Genomic DNA, 25,725 nt, shown 5'->3' with positions numbered 1-25,725 from the left:
AGTTACGCTTTAAGCAATAACTTCCTCAACTTTTGCATGGACTTCAATACTTTCAAGTCTCATTTGAGCAACTTTGACATTTTCAAGATTCACTTGAGCAAGATTGATGTTTTTTGCTGCTATTTCTACGGTGCTTATTGATAAAGAAGATGTTTTGGCAACAAAATTAGATTGCACCTCTCCCGTATCCAAATTAAACAACTCTTGCAGAACTTGGAGGACAAGGCGTTGAGCTTCTACATCCCGCTGCGTCCGCAGTTGCACCATCGGTTCGTGGAGAATTTTGTTGATAATCCTTTGAGTTAGCGCTTCCACAGCTTCTTGATGTTTTTTAGCAAAATCAGACCCCATACGGGACAAAGCTTTTTCTAACTCTTGTTCGCGAATTTTTTCCATTTTTTCACGTAAACAGCTAATAATAGAAACGGTTTCTCGCGATCGCAACCAAGTTTGAAATGCTTCTAAATCCTCTTGAATTAATACTTGTGCCTCGATTGCCATTTGCCGACGACTTTCTTGATTCTGGGCAACGACGGTTTTTAAATCATCAACATTAAACACGCGCACGTCAGGTAACTCATTAACGTCCGCATCAACGTTACGAGGCACTGAAATATCGAACAGCATCAAAGGCTGTTCGGGTTTCAATGCAACTTTGAGTTTGGCTCCATCGAGTAAGGGTTCTGTAGAAGCAGTGCTGGTAAAAACCAAGTCCGAAGCTGCCACTAATGACATCAATTCAGCAAGCGGATAATATTGCACTTTTGCATCAGGGAATTGATTCGCCAATTCCTCAGCTCGTTCCAGGGAACGATTGACAATGGAAATTTGAGTTGCTCCTTTAGCAATTAGATGTTGCACCAGTCGCCGAGCCATGTTACCAGCGCCTACAATCGTCACTCGGCAAGCCGATAACTTCTCTACTTTGATTTGGGCTAATTCTACTGCCGCAGAGCTAACCGAAACCGCACCCGTACCGATTGAGGTCTGCGTTCTCACCCGCTTGGCAGTGGTAACGGCTTGCTTGAACAACTGATTGAGAATGCGTCCAGAACCGTCATTGTATTGCTGAACCAGTTGATAGGCATGTTTGACTTGAGCGAGAATTTGTCCTTCTCCCAACACCAAACTATCCAAACCGGAAGCAACTTGCATCAAATGTTTAACAGCATCTTGCTGTAGCAGAGTAAATAAATATTGATGCAAATCTGCAAAAGGCAGTTTACTGTATTCGCAAAGAAACTCTGTTACCTCACCAGCTGCCCGATCTATTTTGTTTACAACTACGTAAATTTCTAAACGATTACAAGTACTAAGAATGGCAGCTTCTTCAATGTGAGAGTATTTACACAGCTGGGCGATCGCGTTTTCAATTCGTTCTTCTGGAATACTCAGTTTTTCCCGAATTTCAACAGGAGCTGTTTTGTGACTAAGACCTACAAGTGCAATATTCATGTTTCCTCCTCTGAAGTTTGTCCTCTTTCAAGAAACATGGGGAGTGGGGACAATACGGTTCGGTTAACGTGTTTATTCCTCGAAGATCCCCCCAACCCCCCTTAAAAAGGGGGGCTTATAACCCTCTTTCACCCCCTTTTTAAGGGGGTCGCCGTAGGCGGGGGGATCTTGAACCGTATTAGGAGTAGGGAGTGTGAGAAGAAAGTGTTTATTTCATTCTTAGCGGGTGGTGTGCCAGGGAAAACGCATCTAAATTTTTCAAAAATATGTTGACAAAAAGTGAAACATATAGTGCAAATTAAAGAATCGAATTTCTAGCGATCGCTTCTTTAAAATCTCTCCGTGTCCCCGCGTCCCCGCGTCAGCCTAAATAATAAGTCTTTGAACGGATACGATATGACTTATACTGCGAGCGCAGACTTAGTAGCAACATTCTCAACGAGTTGGTTTTCGTGCGGTGCGATCGGCGCATGAGTAATCTGTTCGTACTCAAAAAAGCCAGAGTTAAATATTCCTTTAGGATCGTACTTCCTTTTGATTTGATTAACTTTTGGCCAGTAATCGCCAAATTGGCTTTCCCACTGTTGAATAGTAAAATCTATCCAGCAAGTTAGATATCTTTTTCCATTCATCTCTAAACTCAGGTTACTGAGCTTTTTCAATTCAGCCAAGATGGGTTGAACTTGCGATTTCGGAATGCTGGGATAAATTCCAAAACCAATAATCAGTTCTTCCTCTTGCGGTAAACGAAACATAGGCTTGGTGTTATTGCGGTTTACCAAGCAAAAACAGCCCATTTGTGCCTTACTAATATCGAGAAAAGAAGGCAACTGTTTGAGAGCCGTTTCCATGTAATTTTTAGCAGATGAGGCCGGAAGAAAAACATCCATCCAAGGGTGAGCAATATCCTTGCTATCCACTTGAATCATGGGTTCGATGAATTGTTCAAATCCCAAATCTTCAGTATGAATATGACGATAAAAATTTAAGCCTGCAAAGATTTCTTTATCATCAATAGCGTCAGGAGAATTTGCTTCAACGGTAATTCGCAACGTGTAAAACCATTGAATCAAAGGTTGCATTATTCCTGTTACTCTGGATACTCCTTGCAAACAGGGAACTGGGAAAGATACGAGATGATCGACTCTTTGTTCGGTTACTAAAACGCGTTTGTCATGCAAAAGAGCATCTAGGTTGTCATAGAACAGTAAATACGTGCGGGTTAGGGAAGGGTAAACTCTGAGTTTGTGCTGAACTTGGGTAATAATTCCAAATTGACCGTAACCGCAAAGTACGTGATTAAAAAGTTCGCTGTTTTCTTCAGGCGTACACCAGAGAATCTCGCCTTCTGCTGTTACCACTTCTAGACCAAGGCAATTATCAGCTTGATTTCCATAAAGAAAAGAGGCTGCACCTATACCACCCGCAGAATGAGTTCCTCCTAAAGAAACACCAAAATAATTGGTTAATACGGGAGGAACTAAACCATCAGGAATACAAGCATTTACTACTTGATTCCAAGAAGTCCCCGCATCAGCTTTAAACCAGAGTTGCTCTTTTTGGATATCTCGAATTGCATCGAGATTCCTCATATTTAAAACGATTCCATCTTGGTTTAAAGACTGACCACCTAACGAATGTCCCGCAGCGCGTGAAGAAACTACTAATCCTTTGCGAGCGGCATATTTAACAGTTTGGGCAATATCATTAGCATTTTGAGGAGTGACAACAACTTGGGGAGACTTTTGGAATATACCACCAAAATCTTGGGAAACTTCTGTCAAAATTTCTGAAGCGTTGCTGACTTCACCTGCAATCAAATGCTTGAGGTCTTGAACAATGCCATTCATAAAAGTTACGATCCTTTAGAAAGAGACGTTTTTAAAAGGTTCATCCCAATCTGCAAGATTTTAGGAGTCAAGCGAATCAAATCGAGAATATGAGAGAACAAGCTCGGTGTTTTTTGTGGCTTTACTTCTACCCCTTTGGCAGGTCTTTCATACTTGAACATACAAACACAATCACCATCTGCCTGCTTGCTAATAATTGCAGCTTTCATACCAGGAAATGCTCTTCTGGTTGCTTCTTGTTCCATCTCGCAAATAACTCGGCAAGGACTTTCAAGTCCATATTCCTTGGCAATTGAAAGCACTGGGCAAACTCGTTGAATTTCTAGCGCAGCATCTTTTCCTTCTTGGGAAATATCTACGACTTGCATTTTGAAGCCCATGATCCGAAAGATAGGAATTGCATCGGTAAAGCCTTTGGCTATGGTGGTGTTATCAATGAAAGCACCCATAAACGCCTTTTGATGACCAGGATAGGCTAACATCATTTGTTCAAAAGCTGCATCTTCTCCAATTTCATCTGCTAGCTTTTTGTAGGCTGCAAATCGATTCCTAAACATACTCACTGCTTTAGAGGAATCCATTTGCATCACGTCGCTCATGCTAATGTCGCCGATACCTATAACGTTATCCATTGGCAGATCTCCGTGTTATTTACTCATTTAAATGACTTGGAAAAACGAGGTAATCAATGGCTAATTGCTGCTAAATTTCAGAGAGCGATCGCCATAAACTCTTTTGCTCTTAGATTCTTACGATTGACTACATAAACTTGTCAATCAAATCTTTGGTATCCTGCTCAAAGATGGAGTTTATTATCCTGGCTAATTCAGGGCTAGCATGTCCTTGGTGATTCAGGACTAACATGAATTGAACTCCATAAGTATAGTAAAATGAGCGTCAACGCTAGATATCTGCTAAAAAACATACACAGGAATACAATGTCAACTTCCCGCAGTTGCTCAATGGAGAAATAACTCAACCATTGAACTTGTAAAAACTTGGTTATTTCAGTTTTTAAGTTGGCTAATTCAGTTGAGTTAGACCAACGAAATGATTTGTTAATTCTTAGCAAAATACTTGTCGGCAATTTTTCCATAAACACCTTGTTACTTCCTGTTTAGAGGCTCTCTCTAAATAAATGCGAAGAGTAAAAATTAGGCGCTTCTTATACCATTTCACTCAATTCTCGATACAAATTACTTTTCTTATTTCCCTGCAATCTGTATCAATCTTCAGGTGAAACGGCATTAGGATTTGGGTAGCCAACATTTTTTATCGGCTGTTGTTTTCAAATCTGCTGTTAACGCCTTTACACCCACTCTTGGGGATTTCTCAGTACCTCTAGAAGCTTTGCCTCTTCGCTATCAGCAGCGGGTTGGTCGTTATAGTTCCAAAAAGCTTCTCCAGGCATACAATTAAGGACACTTTGGGTACTTACAATGCCGCTTGCCAATCCAAATCGAACACCTCTGTCATGCAGGAGAATAAATTCGGCATAACGTCCACGTCTGATGCGTTGCCAATATTTCTGCTGTTCAGTAAACTCCATGTCCTTACGTTGTTTGACAATCGGAAAATAAGCAGGGATGAAAGCTTCAGAACAAGTTTTTACAAAGGAAAGTAGAGTTTCGACATCAGAATGTTGTAAATTGTCAAAGAAAATTCCACCTACACCTCTACACTCACTGCGATGAGGAAGATAAAAGTATTCGTCACACCACTTTTTCAAGCGTGGATAGTGTTCTGTATCGTGTTGGTCGCAAGCTGCTTTATGTACTTGATGAAAATGAACTGCGTCTTCTTCAAATAAGTAAATTGGTGTTAAATCACCTCCACCACCAAACCACCAAGAACCAGGTTCAGTGCCATCACCCAATTGGAAGTAGCGATAGTTAACGTGTGCTGTCGGTATCATTGGATTAGATCCATTAATGACAACACTGGTACTCGTAGCGAAGAAAGAAGTACCTTTTTCATCTGGCGTTATAGTTGTTGGGTCAGCCATCACAACATCCGATCCTCGGAAGGTGACACCAGGAGGTAATTCACCCTGCATTGATACGTAGTTGATACCTACTTTTTCAAATACATTGCCGCTCCGCAGCGACTTGTCGATATAGATAGCACCGTTACTATTTTCACCTTGTACCCATTGCCCTATTTCATCTCTTGTCCAGCGTTGTTCGTGAAGTTTACTTCCATCTATTTCCTCAATAGCGTGGCAAACATTATCGAACATATCTAGCAAAAAACTTTCAACTCTATTACTAATTGGTGGTTGCTTGACTGCTGGATTTTCAAGAATTTGAACCATGACAACTGACCTCGTTGTGACTAAATAATTATTTGCAAAAAATGAATTTTTGAATCTACAAAAATTGGAAGTTACTTCTCAAGCTTTCATCTTGAGGTTGCATTGATTAAGTATGTTTGCCTTGTAGCAAAAGTACGGGAAGGAAAGAGCTAGCATTTCGCGTTAATTACTTTTGGTTTTCGCATTACCTCAGTCCTTTCGCTATCTATCTTTTTACTTTTGTCAGAGTTTTACTAGTGAAGATCCAGACTTTTAGGAAAATTATAAAGAAAATATTAAAAATTAAATGCCCAGCTTGGAGAAGAAAAATAGGATAACTTCAATAGCTACAACCAGTCAGGCTTAAAATTAGTGTTTGACATTATTTTCACTTAACTAAAAAATAAGTTATTTTTAGCTTCTTCTTAACTGAAGTATAATCAATATCTCATCCTTTAGATAGAAGACAGAATATTATTGTAAATTATTATCTTTTTCAATAATTGGATAGTTACAGAAAATAAAATATACAATACATCAAAATAATAATCATTTTAAATCCTAAGAAAACGGTTGTTATGCAAGATAAATATTTGCACTCAAGAGCAACGAATGAGTGCAGTGAGCAGAATTCTGAAGCTTTTTGATGTACTATAGCAATCCTAAATTATTTGTGAGAAAAAACTAAGGATAAATAACCAACACTTCTCTACGAGAGGCTGCGCCAACGGCTTCTCTACGAGACGCTACGCGTAGCTTGCTTCCCCGGAGGGGTACGCTCAGTACAAGTGGAAAAGGACAGTCAAGACTAAAATTTTCACAATCAAATAAGATTGCTATATAGCTAATTGCTCAAAAATTGCGTCAGTTTCAGGTATGTTTTTGAGGTTTAATTTTGGCAATTCCCTTGAGGCGATACCCTAAATCATTTAACTTGACACGAATTGTTTCTGATGTTGGTAATTCTTCATCATTATAACCAAATTTCTCAATCAATTGATGCCTCACTTCAGCAGCAGAAAGGCGTGTATACAGTGTTTTGCTTGGAAGACTTGGGTCTATTTGGCTTTGTGAATCGACCAATTTTTTGATATCTTCTAAAAGATTTGGCAGTTTTACTTCTGCTTTATAACGCCCTCTACTGCGATAGTTATCTACGCAAGTCATACTAGTAGTTAATTCTTTAATTCCTTTACTAATAGTTACACGATTCCACCCTAACTCTCGCTCCGCTAGAGACTGTCCTCCGTGTCCTAATGCCACAACTGTTCGTGCTATAAATTTACGTCTGTCTGCACCTTTTAATTGCTGTGCGGTTTCCTTCAACAATTTTTTCAGCGAATCCGTTAATTGTATTGACACCTCTGTCCACCCAAAAATCGAACTATCATTGAATTTACAACACAAAGGGGAGGTAGAAATTGCCGTTGGCGGCCTCTCCTTCCAATTTTATAATGATTATCATAATTATATATTTTATTTTCTGGAATTTCCTTGAAATGCGTGCAGTTTTGTCATTAGTAAATAACTTTTTTCTTAACTTCACTAGTCTTTACTGGTGAAATTTTTTAGAAAACTTACCCTAGATCACAAAGGACTTTTGAACTTTCGTTTTTGTAATCTGGATGTATAAGGAGGAGCCGGAGGCATATACGGTGATTAAAGGTAGTATGCCGAAAGCGCTTAAGTTTCGGTTTAAAGCGCTCTGTGCACAACATGGATTAAAAATGAGTGAAGTTTTGGAAGTATTGATCAGCGAATGGGTAAAAGCTGATGGACCAACTTCTTCTTTCATGACTGACACCTCAGATGAGAACCGAGACAATATCACACATATCAAGGCATATATTCCCTCCTCCCTGAAGACACAATTTAAAGTTCTTTGTGCTCAAAGAGAGGTTCTGCAACGCTTTATTCTCTACAACCTTATTCGTGAATGGGTAGAAACAACCCATGAAACAAACTTGCCATGAATCTATTATTCCGTTCAACTAACATCGACAAACCTAACAAAAGTGGCCAATTAAGTCTAAACAGTAGTAATCCCTTTATCCAACAGATATTTAACAGGGACACTATATCTAAGACTCGCAAGCTTCTAGATAGAGCTATAGTATTTGCTGCGAAAGATACATTACCAAACTGCAAGCCACCTGCTTTAACTCCCTCCGGCTGGATCTGGCAACTTGCGGCTTCGTACCATTTAACTCACTCTACTCGAGTATTAATGGAAGAAGCAGCTCAACGCTTTGCTGTATTGGGACGCACGAGTTTAGCCCAGTGGGCAACCCAGAAAGCTCGTGAAGAAGAAGGTCACGATCGCCTCGCCTTGCTTGATATTCAGTCGATGGGATATGAAGCGGAAGCTGTAGTAAAAGCACTTCTTCCTCCGAGTGCTATTGCTTTGCTGAGTTTCTTCACTCAGAGCGTAAAAGCAGCAGATCCAATTAGTTGCGTTGGGTATTGCTATACGATGGAACGTCTAGCAATGAATATCAAAGCAGAGCACATCCAACTAGTGGAAGCAATACTACCACCTAATACCTATGCTACTCGCTGCCTGCGAATGCACAGTTGTTTAGGTAGTGACGTAAACCATGTGGAGGAGACAGTTAAAATAGCGGCAGCACTAACTCCAGAGGAGCGCACTAACATAACTGCCGCCTGCTATGAAACTGCGGTGTTGTACTTCAGCTCTCTTAAGGAGAAGTATCTATCAGAAGTGGAATTACAGCAGATATTGAATCAGTTGAAGTTAGATCCTTGTAGTAAGAATAATTCTTTTCCTTAATACATTCGATCGTGCAGAGTTCGCTGAACAGTGATTAATTTGTTGGCGTTGCAGAGGAAGTGAGATGATTTTGCAAATTATAAAATCTCTCCGCCTGCTTCCCCTGTCAATAACTGCCTAAGAACAGCTTATCACAATTCATCCATTTGTTGTGAAACGCCAATTTGTTTAACCAATTCTTAATCACATACTTGAAACAACCTGAGGAAAATACAATGAGCGTCGCAATCACAAGCATTGGGCAGCAACTTTTCAGATGGAAATCTTTCAGATACTTTTTGAAGCACAACTTCAAGACTTGGTTTCAAGTTTTGAATAATGACGAGATTGAACTGGAAGACTTTTTGATAGATCAATTCGGACAAGGACTATTTTTTAATATTCCTGCCTCTTTCTAAGCACTCGGAAGAGATTAAAATAAAGCGTATTTTGTCAATAATTCAAGATACTCTCTACGTCTCATTAGAGCGAAAATAGCCAATACCTCTCTTCGTTGAGGGAGCAGAGGGGCGGATAAGCAGGGGATTAGGGGAGAAGACTTACCCTAATCCACTGCTCCCTTGCGTGCCTTCTCCTTTCGGAGACGCTACGCGAACACGAAATAAATTTCTTATCCGAAAAGTATTGCGAAAATAGCGATCGCTTGGGCGCGATCACTCCGCGCCATCGTTCAATTATTCAACTAAATAATATATTAGTAGCATCCGCAACGCTTACCGCATTTATGTATTGCAAGCAGGCCGGGTTGTACAGCAAGGAAATTTCCAGTAACTAGCTACTATAGAGGGATTATTTGCCCAGTTAATGACTCGGCAAATCGCATAGTGATCTGAGATTCATAAAAGCCAAATTAGCCAACCCCCGCCAGCCAATCACACAGTATAGATGTACACCTCTGGCCTGAAAGTTAACCCAGGAAGTGATATTTCCTAATCTCGCCAAATTTCGTTTACAACATTTCCATCTTTCCCAACTAATTGAATATGCAAAGGCATTTGTCCTGCTGCATGGGTTGAACAACTTAAACAAGGGTCAAAGGCTCGAATTCCAGCTTCAACACGATTTAACATACCTTCAGGAATTTCTGAACCGTGAATAAAATACCGGGCAATCTGAGCTACTGTACGATTCATTGCCAGATTATTTTGACCAGTAGCAATGACTAAATTTACTTGCTGAAGTAAGCCATTTTCATCTACTTGATAATGGTGAAATAATGTACCGCGTGGTGCTTCACTACAACCAACTGCTTCTAATTGATTAATACCAGCCTTAGCACGCAATTTTGTAGACAAGAAATCTGGGTCATCCATCATAATTTCTATGCGTTCAATGCAAGCCAAAATTTCAATTAATCGGGCATAGTGATAGAAAAATGATGATGTAACTGTACCTTTGCCATAATCTCTAAACTCTCGTAATTCTGCATCAGCTAAAGGCGTGCCAATATGACTGCAAATATTTAAACGTGCTAGCGGCCCAACTCGATAAATACCACTATCCAAACGACAATAGTCGCTCCGATCGGGATAACCCAAAGGACGATAGTAAGGAGACTTTAAATAAGAATCCGGTTGAACTGCTTCACCGATAAATTCTTGATAACGAGTTGGCTCGAGTTTATCAGCAATGATATTCCCGGCACTATCTACAAAACGAATATGTCCGTCGTAATTTTCCCACAAACCATCAGGAGTTACTAACCCCATAAATAGGCTAGGAAAATTCCCGAAAGTTTGCATTTCTTTTTCATAATTATTGAGTAAGCCTTTAAATCTACCCAGTGCATCTAATATTGTGGTGCGTGCTTCTGGAATGCGGTTCTGAATATGGGTGCGTCCTTCTGCCGATAAGGGTTCGCGGACACCACCAGGAACCGCCCAAGATGGGTGTATTTTCCGCCCTCCCAATTGTTCAATAATCTCTTGTCCAAATTGGCGCAAACGGATTCCTCCACGCGCTAGTTCTGGTTCAGCTGCTATTAAGCCAAAGACATTACGTTTTTCGGGATCGCTATCCATTCCTAATAATAAATCTGGGGCACTAAGATGAAAGAAACTCAGGGCATGGGATTGAATAATTTGTCCCAAATTCATTAAACGGCGCAGTTTTTCAGCCGCTTTAGGAATTGTAACAGCAAGAATGCGATCGCCTGCTTTGGCTGATGCTAACAAGTGGCTCACCGGACAAATTCCACAAATCCGCGCCGTAATTCCTGGCATTTCCCAAAGCGGACGACCCTCACAAAACTTCTCAAAACCACGAAATTCTGTGACATGAAACCGAGCATCGCTGACTTGTCCACTATCATCCAGATAAATACTGATTTTGGCGTGTCCTTCAATTCTCGTAACCGGGTCGATGATTACTTTTTTCATAATGATTTTGATCCCTAGCTAAGGTAGCTTTAAATCAAGTTAATATATTGAGGATGAGGAGCTTATCCACTACACCAGTTTTCATAAATTTCTTTGGCTTCTGGATATTCATCACAGTATTCTTCAAAGGCTGTTTTTAAAACTTTCTCTGAGGGTTATGCTGATTTTACATTCTGTGACATAGTTAGGTTTATTTTCACCGACTTACTTAGTTTCTTGACACTGTGCTTTACTGGAGCAAAAGTTAAGGTTTAAAATCTCAATTTTATGCATGAGGCTTAAGTTGCTGCATACCAATTACGAAATTAATAGTTATTACAATTTTAATTAACTGCTAAAAAGGTGAATGTTCTAGATTATTTTGCGATTTATTGGGTATATTATACAGCCGCATCCATTTAAAAGCAGTAATGTTTAATAATAAACCCACAAAGAATAACAAGACCATCAAGGCTATCTGATACCAAAGAACTGGCTGGACAAATAAATCTAAAATTATGTGTAGTAAATTCATGATGCTGTAAAAGATAGTTAAGCCAAAATGAATAATTCGATAGCGCTTGAAATCAGTAAAAGCAGTGACTATAATTGCCAATATTGGTAGCACAAAAAAGCCCAACATCAACCACATAATTCCAGAAATATCATTGATATTTGTAGCTCTTTGAGATTCGAGAACGGATAAACCGTGAAAAAGCGGCATTAAACCCAGTTGTGTATGAAACAGTGTTCCTAGTAAAAATACTGTCCATAAAGCAATAATTCTTTCCTGATAATTAATTGCCATAATTGTTTCTCAAATTCTTTTGTAATTGCCTTACCTTCAACTTAGATAAAGAAGTTGAGTAACTTGTGAGGTTAACCAAACTTAATAAATTCCCGCCCTTCTAGGTGTGGTTTTTCTCCTCTTAACAGTGGCTCTAATACTGCTTTAATCCGAGTTGCATCAGGTGGGCAACCTGGCAAATAAATATCAACTGGGACTACTGTATGAACTGGTATCACCCGATCTAGTAAAGTTGGTACGATACCAGGTTCATAGGGAATTTGACCATGAATATCTACTGCTTCGATGTAACAACGTTGAAGAACAGGTTCAGCACTACCTAAAGGGTTGCGTAAAGCAGTAACATTACCAGTGACAGCACAATCGCCAAAAGAGACAAGAATTTGCGATCGCTCTCTGACTGTCTGAATCCTTTGCAGATGTTCTTCATTAGCTACTGCACCTTCAACTAACACTACATCCACTCCTTCGGGATATTCTTTAGTATCAGCAAAGGGACTAAAAACTAAATCCACTTGTGCTGCTAAATCAATTAGCCATTCGTCCAAATCGAGAAAAGACATATGACAGCCAGAACAGCCGCCTAGCCAAACCGTTGCTAATTTTAAACGAGACATAATAATTCGTAATTCGTAATTCGTAATTCGTAATTGGGTGGATTAACAGTTGTTTTTTAAAGGTTCCATTGCTGTTTTTGTCGTGCTGTAACTAGGAAATCAAGTTTGGCGCGATCGCGTTTCATTTCACCGACGCTCGATCCTTGGGCAAAAAGCGCACCTGTCGGACAAGCATTAACGCATTTGCCGCAAGAAGTACAAGTATCTGAAGTTCCCCAAGGCTGATTTAAATCAGTGATGACGTGGGAATTTGTCCCCCTACCCGCCATATCCCAAGTGTGCGCTCCTTCAATTTGATCACAAACACGCACGCAACGGGTACAAAGAACACAACGGTTGTGGTCAACTCCGAAGCGATCGTGAGAAATATCGACTTTGCGGTTCGGGAACTGATACTCTAAACGCACATGATCCATACCCATTTCAATAGCTAAGTCTTGCAATTCGCAATTACCATTAGCTACACAAACCGAGCAAATGTGATTGCCTTCAGCAAATAGCATTTCTATAATTGTGCGACGGTATTTTTGCAAGCGATCGCTATTTGTTTGAACTTCCATTCCTTCAGTAATTTTTGTCACACAAGCAGGTTGAAGTTTATTACTGCCAGCAATTTCTATTAAACACAACCGACAAGCCCCAACATCTGTAACCCCTTGCAGGTGACATAAAGTCGGAATGTGAATTCCTGCATCCTGGGCAGCTTGAAGAACGGTTTCTTCTTCGCGGGCGCTAACTAATTTATCGTTGATTGTTAAAGTTTTTACTGACATTTATTACCTCAGTATTTTTAAATAGCTATTGGCTTTTCAAAACGCGATAAATCGCGTCTCTACAATTGCTGTATATTCTTTAACGAAACTCAGCTTGTTCAATCGTGGCAATTTGCTCACCTCCGATCACAAGTAGAGCTTTTACTTAATTAACGTCAAATACTCATCCCGGAAATAACGCAAGGTACTAAATACCGGATTCGGCGCTGACTGTCCCAAGCCGCACAAACTGGTATGCTTCACCATGTCGCAAAGTTCCTCCAGCAGTTCCAAGTCAGCAAAGGATGCTTTACCTTCACTAATCTTTGTTAACAATTTATACAACTGCACTGTACCAACTCGACAAGGAATGCACTTACCGCAAGACTCATCCATGCAGAATTCCATGAAGAAACGAGCAACATCTACCATGTTGCTACTTTCATCCATGACAATCATGCCGCCGGAACCCATCATTGAACCAAGTTGAGTGAGTGATTCATAATCTACCGCGCTATCAAAAGCTGAAGCAGGAATACAGCCGCCAGAGGGGCCGCCTGTTTGCACTGCTTTGGCTGTACCGCCATCTGGCACACCACCCCCCATTTCTTCGACAATTTGCCGCAGGGTTGTTCCCATTGGCACTTCTATGATGCCTGTATTTTTAATTTTCCCAGCTAGGGCGAAAACTTTCGTACCTTTACTTTTTTCCGTACCGATGCTGGCGAATACATCTGCACCTTTGCGAATAATCCAAGGGACGTTAGCATAGGTTTCAACGTTGTTAATTAAAGTTGGAAATCCCCACAAACCAGACTCTGCGGGGTAAGGTGGACGGGGGTGAGGTGTACCGCGTTTGCCTTCAATTGATGCCATTAAAGCGGTTTCTTCACCACAAACGTAAGCACCTGCACCGATGCGAATATCAATCTTAAAGTCAAAAGGTGAGTCAAAAATATTGCTTCCTAATAAACCGAGGCGTTGGGCTTGGCGAATAGCAATTTGCAGACGGTTGATAGCGATGGGGTATTCGGCACGAATATAAATGTAACCTTGGTTAGCACCTACAGAGTATGCAGCGATCGCCATTCCTTCTAAAACCCGATGCGGATCGCTCTCTAAAACACTCCGATCCATGAATGCGCCGGGATCGCCTTCGTCTGCATTGCAGATGACAAATTTGCGTTCGCTGTGCGCGCCGTAGGCATCGCCCTTCGCTTTGGCAACAGTTGCCCATTTTACACCCGTAGGATAACCAGCACCACCTCTTCCCCGTAACCCACTACGGGTAATATCATCCACTACCTCAGTTGGTGTCCGATCTCGCAGCACGTGATAAAGTGCCTGATAGCCATCAGCAGCAATGTAAGACTCTATACGTTCTGGGTCAACTTTGCCGCTATTCTCTAAAACAATGGGTAATTGCTTAGTAAAAAATGGCTGGTTCAAATCTCCTTTTTGTACTTTTATTTCATCTCCTTGCAATTCAGCCACAATGGAGGAGACAATTTCAGGAGTCACTTTTTCGTATAGTAGGGGTATAAAGCCTTGCACCTCTGAGCGATCAACTTGCACCAAAGGGGCTTGGCAACACAAACCCATACAACCAACACTGCGAACTTCAACTTTATCTGTCAGTCCTATTTCTGCTTTTGTCTTTTCTAAACTTTCTTTAACCGCGACAGCACCAGATGACAGACAACCAGCCGCCATACAGCAACGAATCCGAGTCGGCTTAGAGTTGGTGCGCTCCTTATGAGCTATTTCCTGTAGTTCAGTTAGATCCATGTTTTATACCAAGTTGAAAAAAGAATAGGACAGATTTAAACCTGGAAACTCTTATGACATCTGAATCTATTAATTTTTAATTTTTAATTTTTAATTGATATAGCCGTAGTCACACAGATTAGGACATTTTGAAAGCATGGAAGCTAGGAATAGTAATACTTTTACCTCCTGCCTTCTGCCTCCTGCTATATCAACCATTTTTCTATTTGCTCAGTAACTAACTCTGGCGTTTGGTGTCCGCATACAGTACCATCAAAAACAACCGCAGGCGCAATCCCACAAGCGCCCAAACATCTTGCTGTTAACAGTGAAAGTTCACTACTGGGGGTGGTTTCACCTACATGAACTTTGGCGCACTTTTCTACAGTTGTTAGTAAGTTTTCTGCACCTTTGACGTAACAAGCTGTACCCGTACACACAACGCAGGTATGTGTGCCTTTAGGTGCGAGAGAGAACAGGTGATAAAAAGTTGCTACGCCATATACTCGGCTGGGTGGGAGTTTTAAGCTTTGGGCGATGTAATGTAACAAGTCATTTTCTAAATAACCGAAAAGTTCTTGGGCTTTATGTAAGACTTCTATTAGTGCATCCTGCTGATATTGATGGCGCTTCATGGTTGCATCAAGTATTTTGAAGCGTTTATCACCGCTCGGATGCTCTTTTGGGGTATTTTTTTTATTGACTGTGTGAGAGTCCATGCTGATGTTATAAATGTTTTAGTTATAAATGTGCGATCGCAAGATGCCTACTAAAGTTTTACCTGAGCTTATATCGTTATAGATCAACAATTTGAGGAAGTTGTGAGGTTATTCTGGGCGATGCCCACTGTCACGGTTTCGCTCACGACAACCAAAACACCTGGAAGAATTTTGATGGTTTTGGTTCAGAATACAAGTCCATTCGTTATGAAGAAAAAGATTATAAGGTCGTAATAATTATGGACGTGGATGAAATTCTCAAACGCATTGAAGATGAGTGGCTCCACCTGAAACGTTATGAGCTTTCTTCACAGATTTTTGACGATATAGTCTTGCTACCCGATCGCGGTGATGCCATATATGGCCAAGATTGGTTTTGAACTACTTGCGTATCCTCTTGAGCAAATGCAAGAGCATCTCCAGGGCGAAGCAAGCAAATCGATACAGGAGAAGCGATCGCGCCATCTTTGCGGGTTCCAGAGCGCACAGTCGCTACCTGGCAAACATGCTCTGGGGTTGGATCGACAGCCATGATGTGTGCTTGCGATCCATCAAGGCAAGGACCAAGACCGCGCTGCCAATACCAAGGAGCGCCGCCATCGGAGTACGGTACAATTCGTTTGGCATTCCAGATTTCAGCTACATCAATTAAATCATCGGCATCGCACATCATTTTTTGGCGGACTTGCCAGCTTTTCTCTGGTACAAAAGGAAGATAGCGAGCGACTGATGAAAAGAGATATTGAATCGGATACAGCCCAAAACCTCGATATCCTCCAAATAAAGTATCAAGGCAACCATAACGCTCTAAGGCTGCGGCTGCCAGTTTTTTGACATCTCCCAGACAGTCACTTCCTGAATCTGCTGTCAGTGCAACACGGCGATCGCAGTACTCGACGAGATAGGTGTTACCTTCATTGCGAATCTCTGGATGCAGTGCCTCAGCAACCGTTGGCTGTTCTCCGTAGAAGGGTAAGGCAATAACTCGCATCCCACCAATTTGGGTTTCGTTAAACCAGCCAAGTGTGTGAATATTCTTGAACCCAAGCTGACGCAGCCGCAATGCCATGTCGATCGCCAACACAGATTCTCGCTTGACTTCGGGAACGAAGATTGGCACGTTTGCACCAAGTCGCAGCAAGGTTCCTAAATCAAAATGATCGGGGTGAGAGTGGGTGATGAATACAGCATTGGGTTGCCCCATTTCCTCTAAGCTCAGAGGTTGGTAGTTTGGCGGATATACCTCAGACTTGGGCAACAAAAATGGATCGAAGAGAATACTAGAGTTGCCATCACTGAGCCGCAGGGTTGAATGACCTACAAAGGTAGCATGGCCAAGTTCTAGCTTGACGGATAGTTCATTGAAGTCAACCAGTGCGCCATAGTCACTCAACACGTTCCATAACTCGCGGGCAATGGTTGTAGTCGGAGCTGTACTTCCTTGTTGCCATTCTCCTAAATACAAAGCCAAATCAGACAGGAGATGGGGTGATAGTTCTAGAATGACGATACTTTCGCCAGTATTACCTTCTAACTGAAGCGCAACAGGTTTAACAGCTTTGGTATCGGGATAAAGCCAATCTTCCAAGAGGACACCAGGACGCTGATACAAATCTGCAAGACCACCGGAAACCATTGTCGCTGCCAGTAATTCCCGGGAATGAGCCACCACATCTGCAAGCCCGTATTGATTGCGGTGTGCTGCAATGCTGGCGCAGTAGCGACGGATGAGAGTATCGCATTGTCCCGTTATGGCACTACCAAACTGGGTTTCGTCTTGGTAGATGAGTTGGAATCCAATGGTGCTGCTTAATCTTCGGCGTATCATATAACTGAGCTATTTCCTGTACGCAACGACCACCCATGTTCAGTACGGGCAAAGGGTAAGGCCAGTTCTGCCATGTAATGCTGTCCTTTTGGGTCAACTAGCCAAGGTTGATTGACTAACTCTTCTACAATTAGCCATCGGGTTTGTTTTTGCAGGTCTTTTTTGAAAAAGGATTCAAGGGCTAAAGGGCTATCTCGATGCAGAATAAGTGAATGCTTGCCCTCTATTTGCAGATTGAGCAGCATCGACCAGCTATACTCAGAAGCTAATTGCTGCCACTTTGCGAATAGCTCTGTTGCAGATAACGTGGCGAGTTCTGCTAAGATTTGCCCGCTCAAAACTGTCCTCCGAGGACGTAATATCGCTGCTTTTGGCAGTTGAACGCGAGGAGTGAAACGAGGCGCGGTCAGTTCAATCTGCATCGGTAGGGTGGCAGCACGAAAGATCGCCGTCGGATTATCTTGAAAGCTAGTCCAAAGTAATTGTTCAGAGATGGGGTCACGGGCATTAACCGCAGCCAAGGAAAACCAGAAAACTGCTACTGGGTTGGGGAGGGAATGTAGTTTTAAAAAAGGCAGTTGTGTTTTTGGGTCTAGAAAGATTTCTGCATCGGCTAGGGATGGAGTATCTTGACTCGCCCCCCATAACTCAATGGGAAGAAGGTTGAAATGGGGACGAGCCAGTACATTTGGATTTGACTCAAAAGGACTTTTTAGTTCTGCGATTTGAATTTGATGTTGGCTTGCCAAACAGTCAAGCTTTTCTTGAAACCAAGAATGCAATAAATTATTTTTATTCAATAAGTCTTTAAACCGAGCAAAGATTCGCACCGGCTCGTCACTAATCCCGTGAACTACCAGTTGAAAAGATTCAAATATACCCGCGAACAAGCAACCGAAAGGAGGTGTAGACACCGACTTTGGCGAATTGTTGCTGGTTTCGAGAACGACTACTTCTGTATTTTGCAACAGCGATCGCTCCCATGCTGCTAACCGAGTCACAACTTCAGGATGGCTATGAGCCGTTCTCATTTCGGAAACCAGGGTGGATTTGAGATCCCCTAGTGCAATACCCGTCGCAAATTCCTGTTTCAGTCGCTCACGAAACGCCATCCGCATTGCCGACGCTGGACTTGCACCCTGAATCCAACAGCATTCATAATCTGCAAGTGTTTCCAACAAAACGTTTTGCTGCACCTCATCAATGGCAATCCGAAACGGTAGCCCCAAATCGCAGTGCAACACTGGCTCGGATAGCTGGACGAGGGAAACACCAAGGGCTTGGGCGAGTTCTTGAATAAAGCTTTTTGCTTGTTGCAGAGAATCTGCAAGTGCATTCAGAGACATCACCTCAAGTTTTGCCGCGAGAGTATCACAAAGGCAATGCAGTTTTTGGATAGAACTATTCCAGAGACACCGATCTGGCTCGATTAGCTTGTCTGCCACCACTGTTAAGGCTTCCCAAGGATTTTCAAAGCGATGGGGTAAGTCTAGTCCGCCTAAAAGCACACCGCCATCAATGAAGATATTCAAAATATCTCCTATTTCTGCTGTATGGTTCCAGCGAGGTGAAGCTGCTACCGTTTTGGCTAGTTCGTCTAATGTTCCCAGATCTAGTTTGGTCAGTTCTTCCAATAAAATGTCTACGACTTCTTGGAATTCAATCTCACGCTGCTCGACTAACCCTTGTGGAGTGCGACCCCAAAAGTGCCAGGAACCATCTGCTTGTCGTCTCAAGGTGGGATTTAATCGCCAAGTTGCATTTTCACGATAAATTGAGCGTTGAGCTAGCGATCGCAATATTGTTTGAAAGGGACGCAGATCGGGTGTAAATGAATACTCAGCCGCAGCCGGATCGTGCCGCGTTGTCTTAGCAAACTCGACTAAACTCACACCAGCCCATAAGCCATAAGGTGTTGTTCGTCCCGCAGCCCGTGCTAGATAACGATACAGCGCCGTCTCCAGATGCCGAATTTTTTTAGTCCGTTTTCCCTGTCTTTGTGGCAGCCCGCGCTGTACCTCCGTAACGAGTGACGGATTAGACAACAGCAACGCTTTCATAAACCATGAATCTGCTACGGTCATCTGCCAAAGGCGATCGCGCTCGTCTTCATGCACTTGCTGATAAGCTGTTGTATATTCCTTCCAGGTATGAGCATCCTTTGTGCGGCTTGCTGCCAAAGCTAGGCTGGCAAGTTCCCGATCCCCAAAACTCTGAATATTCTCAATTGGCCAAGCAGCAGCCCGCAAGATACCAACGGGGGCAAGCTCAAATTGTTTTCTGGGATGGTTCATCAGTCGTTGGTATCCCGTCGGGAGCGGGCATATCTAGCTGTAGCTACGCGCCGATGATTGGCGAGGAGTGGCTCAATTACCCTAGTGTAATGCTGCTCCAGCTTCAGGACTGCGGTGAAATCTCGCATCACGGCTGAGTATCCCTCAAGACTCAAGCCTGCTTCCTTTAACCATTGCTCTGTATCTTCGCTATCGAGCAAATCAAACTGCTCTCGAAAAGAGTCGGACATTGTTTGAATTTCCATCTCAGAAATCTTCAGCCCCAAGCGCTCTGCTTCTTGAACTGCCAAATAAGCCAGTAGAACTTTTTTGTTCATCACTCCTTCGTTTTCCCCTAAACGGGTGAGAATCTGAATATCATTGGCACTTTTTGGTGATGGCGCTTTCTCAGACTGGTCATCAGCCTGAACGAGAGAAGTTTCGCCAGTCCCAAAATGACGGAGATAGTAAGTGAGTGGGTCTGAGGGGAAATCTTCGGGTGTCTTTGGCCACTTTGGACACTCGAAACGCCCATTGCGTACAGAAATGACCTTTTCATAACTACGAGCCTCACCCGCCAGCCAAAAAATTAGTCCCGGCATTTTGCCCGCCATCACATCGTCAAGAGCTTGTCCGGCGACGTGGGTAAAAAAGTTTGCTTCTGGATGCTCGCCTGGGAAGACAGAAAAATCCTCTGAACGAAAATCAATGGCATAGTTTAACCGTTCTCCATCTCCAGCATGAACCACCAACTGCCAAACAACCTCCTCGGCAGGGAAACTAGTCCAACTGCTGTGAGTCTGTTTGACTTGATGTTTGAGCCATGAAACCAGCGGCCCTGCCAAGAATACATCTAGCTTTTGTTGCAAGGTACGCCGTTCTTCTGGTGTAGACAATCCTGTGAGGGTGCTGATATCGATTGGTTCCCAGCGCAAGGCAGGAGATGGCTTTTCTCTAACGAAATCAGCTGACTGTTCGTGTCGTTGTGGAGGTTGTCCAGCTTGAAGTTCGATCGCATCACCGGGACGCACGGTTTTGGCTCGTTCTGGGGAACCAAGCCGACGTTGCAACAAGCGAACCGTTTCCTCCGAACTTAAGGGAAAAGCATAGCGGTTAAACCAGCTGTGCCGACCATTAAAGCACAAACCTGAAGCGTAAGGGAACACCAAAGCCGGGTTGCAAGCACACGCCGCTTCCAGCCAACTAACTACCCCTTGGCGATCGAATGTTGCTCCCATACCGTGCAAATAGCCCATACTGGCACGTACTACTGGCTGATACTTGGTTGAAATTAAATCAATAGCACCGTATTCTTGCGTAATTCGTTCTCCAATTTCCACCGTCACTTCTGCATCTGCCATGTGCCAGAATGTGCCAGTTGCATCTCGAACTAACAGCCCAAACTCTGGTTCTTCATGGTCTGAAGGAGTGGGGAGCAAGTGAGTTTCTCCCAAGGCGATCGCTTGCCAAGGCTGACAGATTATGATTTTTGAGAATCCGATCTTTTGCAGCTGTTCGACCAGTGCCGGTTCATCCGCAGTAATTACAGGCAGTTCGCGCGGCAACTTCTGGAGGGTTTCTAAATGAAAGTGATCGAAATGTCCATGAGTCACTACCAAAGCTGTCAAGTTTGGTAGTTTGTCTAATTCAAATACCCGACCGGGATGGTAAGTAAGTGTACCCCCGACAAGTGTATCCGAGAAGCATGGATCGAGCAGGATGCGTTGATCGATAGTTTCAATGTATAAAGCAGCATGACCACAGATAGTGACACGCATGAGAATTGTTTCCGTTGTTGGTACTGTCAGAAAATCCTAGCCGATTTAAACATTAGAAGGGGAAAATCTTTAAGGAAGTTAAGAAGCAAAGGATCGATTGCTAAGATTGGTAGCAAATAATTTCCAAATTCCATGAAGCTTGCATACTAGAGTACAGAACATTACTGATAGACAGTTTCATAGATGTGGAAAAAACAATACATAATGTCGTAGTTTTGGGCGGAGGTAGTGCTGGTTTTCTCTCTGCCTTAGCCTTGAAGGTGAAGATACCCTGGTTGAATGTGGTCGTAGTCCATTCCACGAACATTCCCGTTATTGGAGTGGGTGAAGCGACTACCGCCTGGATACCTTGGTTTCTTCATAAGTATTTAGAATTAAATCGAGAGCAATTTTATGAAGAAACACAACCTATTTGGAAACTAGGAATTAAGTTTATTTGGGGGGATTCTAGTCAATCTCACTTTAACTATCCTTTTGTAACTCATCTGGCAGATAAACTCAGTGTTCTGAGTAAAAGTACTGCCTATTATTGTCTTGATTCAACTACAGAATCGAGTATTTATTCACTGTTAATGGAGCAGAATAAATCGCCTTGCTTCCAAAGAGAGAATGGCGATTTTGTTGTTGATGAACGCTTTGGATACCATATTGAAAATACAAGTTTCGTTGCTTACTTAGAAAAAAGAGTATCAGAACTTGACATCAAAATTATTGATAAAGCTGTTGTAAATATTGAAGTCGGAGAAAATGGCTACATTCGCCAACTGATATTTAATGACAGCACAACATTGGCTGGCGATCTATTTGTTGATTGTTCTGGTTTTCGCTCCACGTTGTTAGGAGAAACTCTGCAAGAACCCTTTTGCAGTTTTTCTAGCAGCTTATTTTGCGATTCTGCCGTCACAGGCACATGGATGCGAGATGATCCAATCCAGCCCTTTACAACCGCTCAAACCATGCAGAATGGGTGGTGTTGGCAAATTGATTTGCAGGATAAAGTTAACCGTGGCTATGTATATTCATCTGCTTTTATCAGTGACGATGATGCTCTGCAAGAGATGAAACGTCAGAATCCCTTGATGGGCGATGAGCATAATCTTATTAGGTTCAAGTCAGGGCGACATCAACGATTTTGGGTGAAAAATGTGGTCGCCGTTGGCAACGCATCGGGTTTTGTCGAACCGCTAGAATCAACAGGATTACACATGATTGGCGAAACCATTAAATGTGTGTGTGATGTGTTGATTGATTCAGACCAGCAACCAACCCTAGGATTAATTAATCTAGCGAATCGAGCGATCGCCCAAAAGTGGGATGATATTCGTGACTTTTTATCGATTCACTTTAAGTTCAATCGCCGAGTGGAATCAGAATTCTGGCGACAGTGCTGGCAAAAAACCGATATTGGTGATGCCGAAACAGTAGTAGACTTTTTTCAAAACAATGGCCCATCGCCAATCGGTCAAATTCTACTTCGCAAAAATAGTGTTTTTGGATATAACGGCTATCTAAATCTGCTTATGGGTCAACAGGTTGCCACAAAGTATCAAAGCAACAATGACAGCTTGGATTTAGATAATTGGCGACAAGTCAAAAACTATTTCATCAAAAATTGTGCTAACGCCTTACCAATCCAGCAGGCGATTCAGGTTGTTAAAGAAAGAAAATGTCAATGGCTGACTTCATAGATAACATTCCCCAGGTGCCTCGAATTAATCCTAATGCCCATTTAATCCTCAGCGAAGCGGGTGAGGTTTGTAGTTGGGTAGGCGGCAAAGCGTTTGTCCTCGAAGGCATTCAGCCCAACATTATCCGCCAAATGTTGGCGCTGATTGATGGAGTTCGTCCCCTTGAAAGAATTTATGCTGAACTTGCAGATTTTGGCGATGTCTACGACGGGCTACGCCTACGCAATTACTTAAACGAGATTGTCTTGGCTTTAACTAAGCTAGATATTATTGAAGAGGTAGTAACTGAAGCCGCACCCCAAAATCATCACTGGGAGTTGCCCATAGCCTCTAAGCAAGCAGGCCAAAAGGCGATCGCTTTACTAGGCAATCACCAATTACTTGATACTCTCGATAAAACCTTTGCTGCCGCAGGTTTTGAGAATCGCCGCGCTTTTTACCTGAAGAATTTTGCATCCTGTCAAACGCTTGAGTTTCGCGTCCTTCAGGAAGAACGGATACTCGTCAACGGCACTTCAACATATCTGTCATCGCTAGCGCCGACAGTATACCAAGATAGTCTAGACTCTGTTAGTATCTCTGGCTTATCTCAACTATTTAAAGAATTCGACTTTGTTGTTTGTGCTTTGGAAGGCATACCATTTCAGGCACTGTTAGATGTCAACAAGTCGGCGCTAGCCAGTGGCACTCCATGTTTATTTGTCACCGCTTCCCAGGAAACAGCACTCATCGGCCCAACAGTTATTCGAGGTGCAACCGCTTGTTTTGGCTGTCGAGTCATCACTTTAGAAGGGTTGCCACCTGTTTTTGAAGATATTTGGCCGCAACTTTCAACCCCAATCGTTGCTAAGGCGGATAGCGGAATTTTATCCTCTGTAGCCCAGGCTTGTCTTGAAGAAGCTATTTCCCTTCTAGGGCCGACTTTAACACCAATTCGTGCAACTAACGTTTTGAAAATTACAGAGGAGGGTCGCACCATTAAGCGGCTTCTCCCTAGTAGTGAGTGTCACGAGTGTACCCCACGAATAGATGAACCGTTGGGAGTTATGGAACGAAGCGCGATCGCTGCTGCTGCTGAAGAAATTGGGCGGATCTGGCCAAATTCACCTAAGGCAGGAATCCCCCCAGCAGCTGACGCTTACCAAACTGTGGGCATTTTGGGGGGCGGTACGGCTGGTTATCTCACAGCTTTAGCCTTTCGCGCTTTCAGACCAGACATCAAGGTGACTTTGCTGGAATCGAGTGCCATTCCCGTGATTGGTGTGGGCGAGGCAACTACTCCAGAACTCGTTAAGTTTCTCCATAGTCCCCGCTTTTTAGGGCTAGATATCGTTGATTTCTATGAGAGAGTTCGTCCTACGTGGAAGTTAGGGATTAAGTTTCAGTGGGGACTGCCCGATGATTATGAATTTACGTTTCCGTTTCAGCGCGGACGCTTGCTAGAATCTCTCCTTTATGATTCAACGCTGAACAATCAGTCATTGGGGGCAATGCTGATGAGTGCCGATCGCGTTCCGATTTTCGATCGCGGCGATGGTACTCCCTTGTCTCTACTTCACCAGATTCGCTGGGCGTATCACCTCGATAATCGGCGGTTCGTTCGTTACCTCCAAGAAGAAGCGATCGCCGCCGGGATAGAACATATCGATGTGCAAATTTCTGATGCCCAGATATCTGCCGATGGTGAAACCATTACCCATTTAATTACCGAGGATGGGCGGCAACTAACTTACGATTTATATATTGATTGTTCAGGCTTCCGCTCGTTGTTGCTAGAGCAGAAACTTGGCTCAAAATTTGTGAGTTACCAAGACACCCTCAGCACTGATCGAGCGATCGCTGCTACTGTCCCCAATAATGGTACTGTTAAACCTTACACCCTAGCCGAAACCATGAATAATGGTTGGTGTTGGAATATTCCCTTTGAAGATGCCGATCATCGAGGTTACGTATTTTCTTCAGCATTTTGTAGCGATGACCAAGCTTTAGAGGAAATGCGTGCCAAAAATCCGGGGATGGGCGACCCTTGGCTTGTGAAGTTTCGTTCCGGGCGACACGAGGATTTTTGGAAAGGCAACGTTGTGGCGATCGGCAATTCCTATGCTTTTGTTGAACCGTTAGAATCGACAGCCATCCACACCATCGTTTTGGAATTAGAACTTTTACTTACCAACTTTCCAGCATCAAAGCGAGATGAGGCGGTCAAATCCGTACTCAACCGCAAGATGAGCGATCGTTGGGATGCCCTGCGTTGGTTCCTTGGAATTCATTACAAGTTCAATCACCGTCTATCTACTCCCTTTTGGCAAGCAGCCAACAGGGATACAGATATCTCTGGCGCAATAGAGCGATTAGCGTTGTTTACTGAGCGGGCCCCCCTCTCTTACCGAAATTCCCTGTTTTATACACTACATCCTCCAGACTTTTTCTCTGACGATCACTCCTATGACACACTATTAGCTGGGCAACAAGTACCCGCCCGCTTTATGGAACCCGTGGAAGATCGAGCCACTTGGCAACGCCAAATGGCAATTCTCAAAGGTCTGGCCAGCACTGCGATGCCCCAACATCAAGCCCTCTGGTGCTTGCGCGAGAAACGGCCAGATTTGCTTTACGACTTTGCCAAGCGCCGAGATAGTTGGTTACACACCTGGCTTCCTGCCTAGTGGTCTGTCCCATTAGTTTCGAGAGGTTTCAGAAACGAACCGCAAAGGACGCAAAGAGCGCGAAGGAAGAAAAATTAAGAATG

Annotated in this window: 16 protein-coding genes and 3 pseudogenes; 4 read left to right on the top strand and 15 right to left on the bottom strand. The window is 42.9% G+C overall.

The features are described 5' to 3' along the window. Window positions 1-171: 171 nt before the first annotated feature. The 5 genes and pseudogenes from ACM0OY_RS20145 to ACM0OY_RS20125 form a co-directional block, all read right to left on the bottom strand. Window positions 172-1,455: pseudogene (locus tag ACM0OY_RS20145) on the bottom strand (glutamyl-tRNA reductase); the annotation flags it as partial. 401 nt (window positions 1,456-1,856) lie between these two features. Next, the gene (locus ACM0OY_RS20140; RefSeq protein ID WP_414570626.1) at window positions 1,857-3,305 is read right to left on the bottom strand and encodes an FAD-binding protein; all 1,449 of its coding nucleotides are present in this window, start codon (window positions 3,303-3,305) and stop codon (window positions 1,857-1,859) included. Window positions 3,306-3,310: 5 nt separating this feature from the next. Further along, complete coding sequence (locus ACM0OY_RS20135) at window positions 3,311-3,937, bottom strand: L-2-amino-thiazoline-4-carboxylic acid hydrolase (RefSeq protein WP_414570625.1); 627 nt, start codon at window positions 3,935-3,937, stop codon at window positions 3,311-3,313. Window positions 3,938-4,614: 677 nt separating this feature from the next. Then, window positions 4,615-5,619: an oxygen-dependent coproporphyrinogen oxidase gene (hemF, locus tag ACM0OY_RS20130; RefSeq protein WP_414570624.1), complete on the bottom strand. Its 1,005-nt coding sequence runs from the start codon at window positions 5,617-5,619 to the stop codon at window positions 4,615-4,617. An 821-nt stretch (window positions 5,620-6,440) separates the two neighbouring features. Then, window positions 6,441-6,954: pseudogene (locus tag ACM0OY_RS20125) on the bottom strand (ISAzo13-like element transposase-related protein); the annotation flags it as partial. Between the two features lie 299 nt (window positions 6,955-7,253). Here ACM0OY_RS20125 and ACM0OY_RS20120 point away from each other — a divergent pair. Next, window positions 7,254-7,571 carry a hypothetical protein gene (locus ACM0OY_RS20120; protein ID WP_414570623.1) on the top strand — a complete coding sequence of 106 codons (318 nt, stop codon included), beginning with the start codon at window positions 7,254-7,256 and terminating at the stop codon, window positions 7,569-7,571. Then, entirely contained in the window at window positions 7,568-8,389 is an 822-nt protein-coding gene (locus ACM0OY_RS20115; protein WP_414570622.1) for a hypothetical protein, read from the top strand. The genes ACM0OY_RS20120 and ACM0OY_RS20115 overlap by 4 nt, the downstream gene beginning before the upstream one ends. Window positions 8,390-9,318: 929 nt before the next feature. On the opposite strand, the gene ACM0OY_RS20110 is transcribed toward ACM0OY_RS20115, so the two are convergent. From ACM0OY_RS20110 to ACM0OY_RS20065, 10 genes and pseudogenes are all read right to left on the bottom strand, one after another. Then, a complete protein-coding gene (locus ACM0OY_RS20110; RefSeq protein ID WP_414570621.1) occupies window positions 9,319-10,767 on the bottom strand; it encodes a Ni/Fe hydrogenase subunit alpha in 1,449 nt (482 codons plus the stop codon). Between the two features lie 62 nt (window positions 10,768-10,829). Next, window positions 10,830-10,910, bottom strand: a pseudogene (locus ACM0OY_RS20105) (CP12 domain-containing protein); the annotation flags it as partial. Between the two features lie 191 nt (window positions 10,911-11,101). Then, window positions 11,102-11,554, bottom strand: a complete 453-nt coding sequence (locus tag ACM0OY_RS20100) for a hypothetical protein (protein WP_414570620.1) — start codon at window positions 11,552-11,554, stop codon at window positions 11,102-11,104. 71 nt (window positions 11,555-11,625) lie between these two features. Beyond that, window positions 11,626-12,171, bottom strand: coding sequence for an oxidoreductase (locus ACM0OY_RS20095; protein ID WP_414570619.1), 546 nt, complete (start codon window positions 12,169-12,171; stop codon window positions 11,626-11,628). Between the two features lie 56 nt (window positions 12,172-12,227). Then, on the bottom strand, window positions 12,228-12,944 hold the full coding sequence (gene hoxU, locus ACM0OY_RS20090; protein WP_414570618.1) for a bidirectional hydrogenase complex protein HoxU: 717 nt from the start codon (window positions 12,942-12,944) through the stop codon (window positions 12,228-12,230). A 141-nt stretch (window positions 12,945-13,085) separates the two neighbouring features. Beyond that, window positions 13,086-14,711: a NuoF family protein gene (locus ACM0OY_RS20085; protein ID WP_414570617.1), complete on the bottom strand. Its 1,626-nt coding sequence runs from the start codon at window positions 14,709-14,711 to the stop codon at window positions 13,086-13,088. A 185-nt stretch (window positions 14,712-14,896) separates the two neighbouring features. After that, complete coding sequence (gene hoxE, locus ACM0OY_RS20080) at window positions 14,897-15,409, bottom strand: bidirectional hydrogenase complex protein HoxE (RefSeq protein WP_414570616.1); 513 nt, start codon at window positions 15,407-15,409, stop codon at window positions 14,897-14,899. Window positions 15,410-15,704: 295 nt separating this feature from the next. Beyond that, on the bottom strand, window positions 15,705-17,237 hold the full coding sequence (locus tag ACM0OY_RS20075) for an MBL fold metallo-hydrolase (protein ID WP_414570615.1): 1,533 nt from the start codon (window positions 17,235-17,237) through the stop codon (window positions 15,705-15,707). Further along, a complete protein-coding gene (locus ACM0OY_RS20070) occupies window positions 17,234-19,531 on the bottom strand; it encodes a lantibiotic dehydratase (protein ID WP_414570614.1) in 2,298 nt (765 codons plus the stop codon). The genes ACM0OY_RS20075 and ACM0OY_RS20070 overlap by 4 nt, the downstream gene beginning before the upstream one ends. Beyond that, the gene (locus tag ACM0OY_RS20065) at window positions 19,531-21,288 is read right to left on the bottom strand and encodes an MBL fold metallo-hydrolase (RefSeq protein WP_414570613.1); all 1,758 of its coding nucleotides are present in this window, start codon (window positions 21,286-21,288) and stop codon (window positions 19,531-19,533) included. The genes ACM0OY_RS20070 and ACM0OY_RS20065 overlap by 1 nt, the downstream gene beginning before the upstream one ends. Window positions 21,289-21,473: 185 nt before the next feature. Between ACM0OY_RS20065 and ACM0OY_RS20060 the strand changes: the two genes are divergently transcribed. Further along, window positions 21,474-22,976: a tryptophan halogenase family protein gene (locus tag ACM0OY_RS20060; RefSeq protein WP_414570612.1), complete on the top strand. Its 1,503-nt coding sequence runs from the start codon at window positions 21,474-21,476 to the stop codon at window positions 22,974-22,976. After that, window positions 22,961-25,642, top strand: coding sequence for a tryptophan 7-halogenase (locus ACM0OY_RS20055; RefSeq protein WP_414570611.1), 2,682 nt, complete (start codon window positions 22,961-22,963; stop codon window positions 25,640-25,642). Before ACM0OY_RS20060 ends, ACM0OY_RS20055 begins: the two co-directional genes overlap by 16 nt. The last annotated feature ends 83 nt before the right edge of the window (window positions 25,643-25,725 follow it).

The sequence above is a fragment of the Nostoc sp. CCY 9925 genome (assembly GCF_963920935.1).
GTDB lineage: Bacteria > Cyanobacteriota > Cyanobacteriia > Cyanobacteriales > Nostocaceae > Nostoc.
The sequence above is the reverse complement of the archived record's forward strand: the minus strand, read 5'-3'. Positions and strand labels throughout refer to the sequence as shown.

Bases quoted from the DNA above. Each gene is read 5' to 3' on its own strand.
- hoxE (WP_414570616.1), bottom strand. From the start codon at position 15,409: ATGGACTCTCACACAGTCAATAAAAAAAATACCCCAAAAGAGCATCCG.
- ACM0OY_RS20075 (WP_414570615.1), bottom strand. From the start codon at position 17,237: ATGATACGCCGAAGATTAAGCAGCACCATTGGATTCCAACTCATCTAC.
- hemF (WP_414570624.1), bottom strand. From the start codon at position 5,619: ATGGTTCAAATTCTTGAAAATCCAGCAGTCAAGCAACCACCAATTAGT.
- ACM0OY_RS20115 (WP_414570622.1), top strand. From the start codon at position 7,568: ATGAATCTATTATTCCGTTCAACTAACATCGACAAACCTAACAAAAGT.
- ACM0OY_RS20095 (WP_414570619.1), bottom strand. From the start codon at position 12,171: ATGTCTCGTTTAAAATTAGCAACGGTTTGGCTAGGCGGCTGTTCTGGC.
- ACM0OY_RS20100 (WP_414570620.1), bottom strand. From the start codon at position 11,554: ATGGCAATTAATTATCAGGAAAGAATTATTGCTTTATGGACAGTATTT.
- ACM0OY_RS20085 (WP_414570617.1), bottom strand. From the start codon at position 14,711: ATGGATCTAACTGAACTACAGGAAATAGCTCATAAGGAGCGCACCAAC.
- ACM0OY_RS20140 (WP_414570626.1), bottom strand. From the start codon at position 3,305: ATGAATGGCATTGTTCAAGACCTCAAGCATTTGATTGCAGGTGAAGTC.
- ACM0OY_RS20055 (WP_414570611.1), top strand. From the start codon at position 22,961: ATGGCTGACTTCATAGATAACATTCCCCAGGTGCCTCGAATTAATCCT.
- hoxU (WP_414570618.1), bottom strand. From the start codon at position 12,944: ATGTCAGTAAAAACTTTAACAATCAACGATAAATTAGTTAGCGCCCGC.
- ACM0OY_RS20110 (WP_414570621.1), bottom strand. From the start codon at position 10,767: ATGAAAAAAGTAATCATCGACCCGGTTACGAGAATTGAAGGACACGCC.
- ACM0OY_RS20065 (WP_414570613.1), bottom strand. From the start codon at position 21,288: ATGCGTGTCACTATCTGTGGTCATGCTGCTTTATACATTGAAACTATC.
- ACM0OY_RS20135 (WP_414570625.1), bottom strand. From the start codon at position 3,937: ATGGATAACGTTATAGGTATCGGCGACATTAGCATGAGCGACGTGATG.
- ACM0OY_RS20070 (WP_414570614.1), bottom strand. From the start codon at position 19,531: ATGAACCATCCCAGAAAACAATTTGAGCTTGCCCCCGTTGGTATCTTG.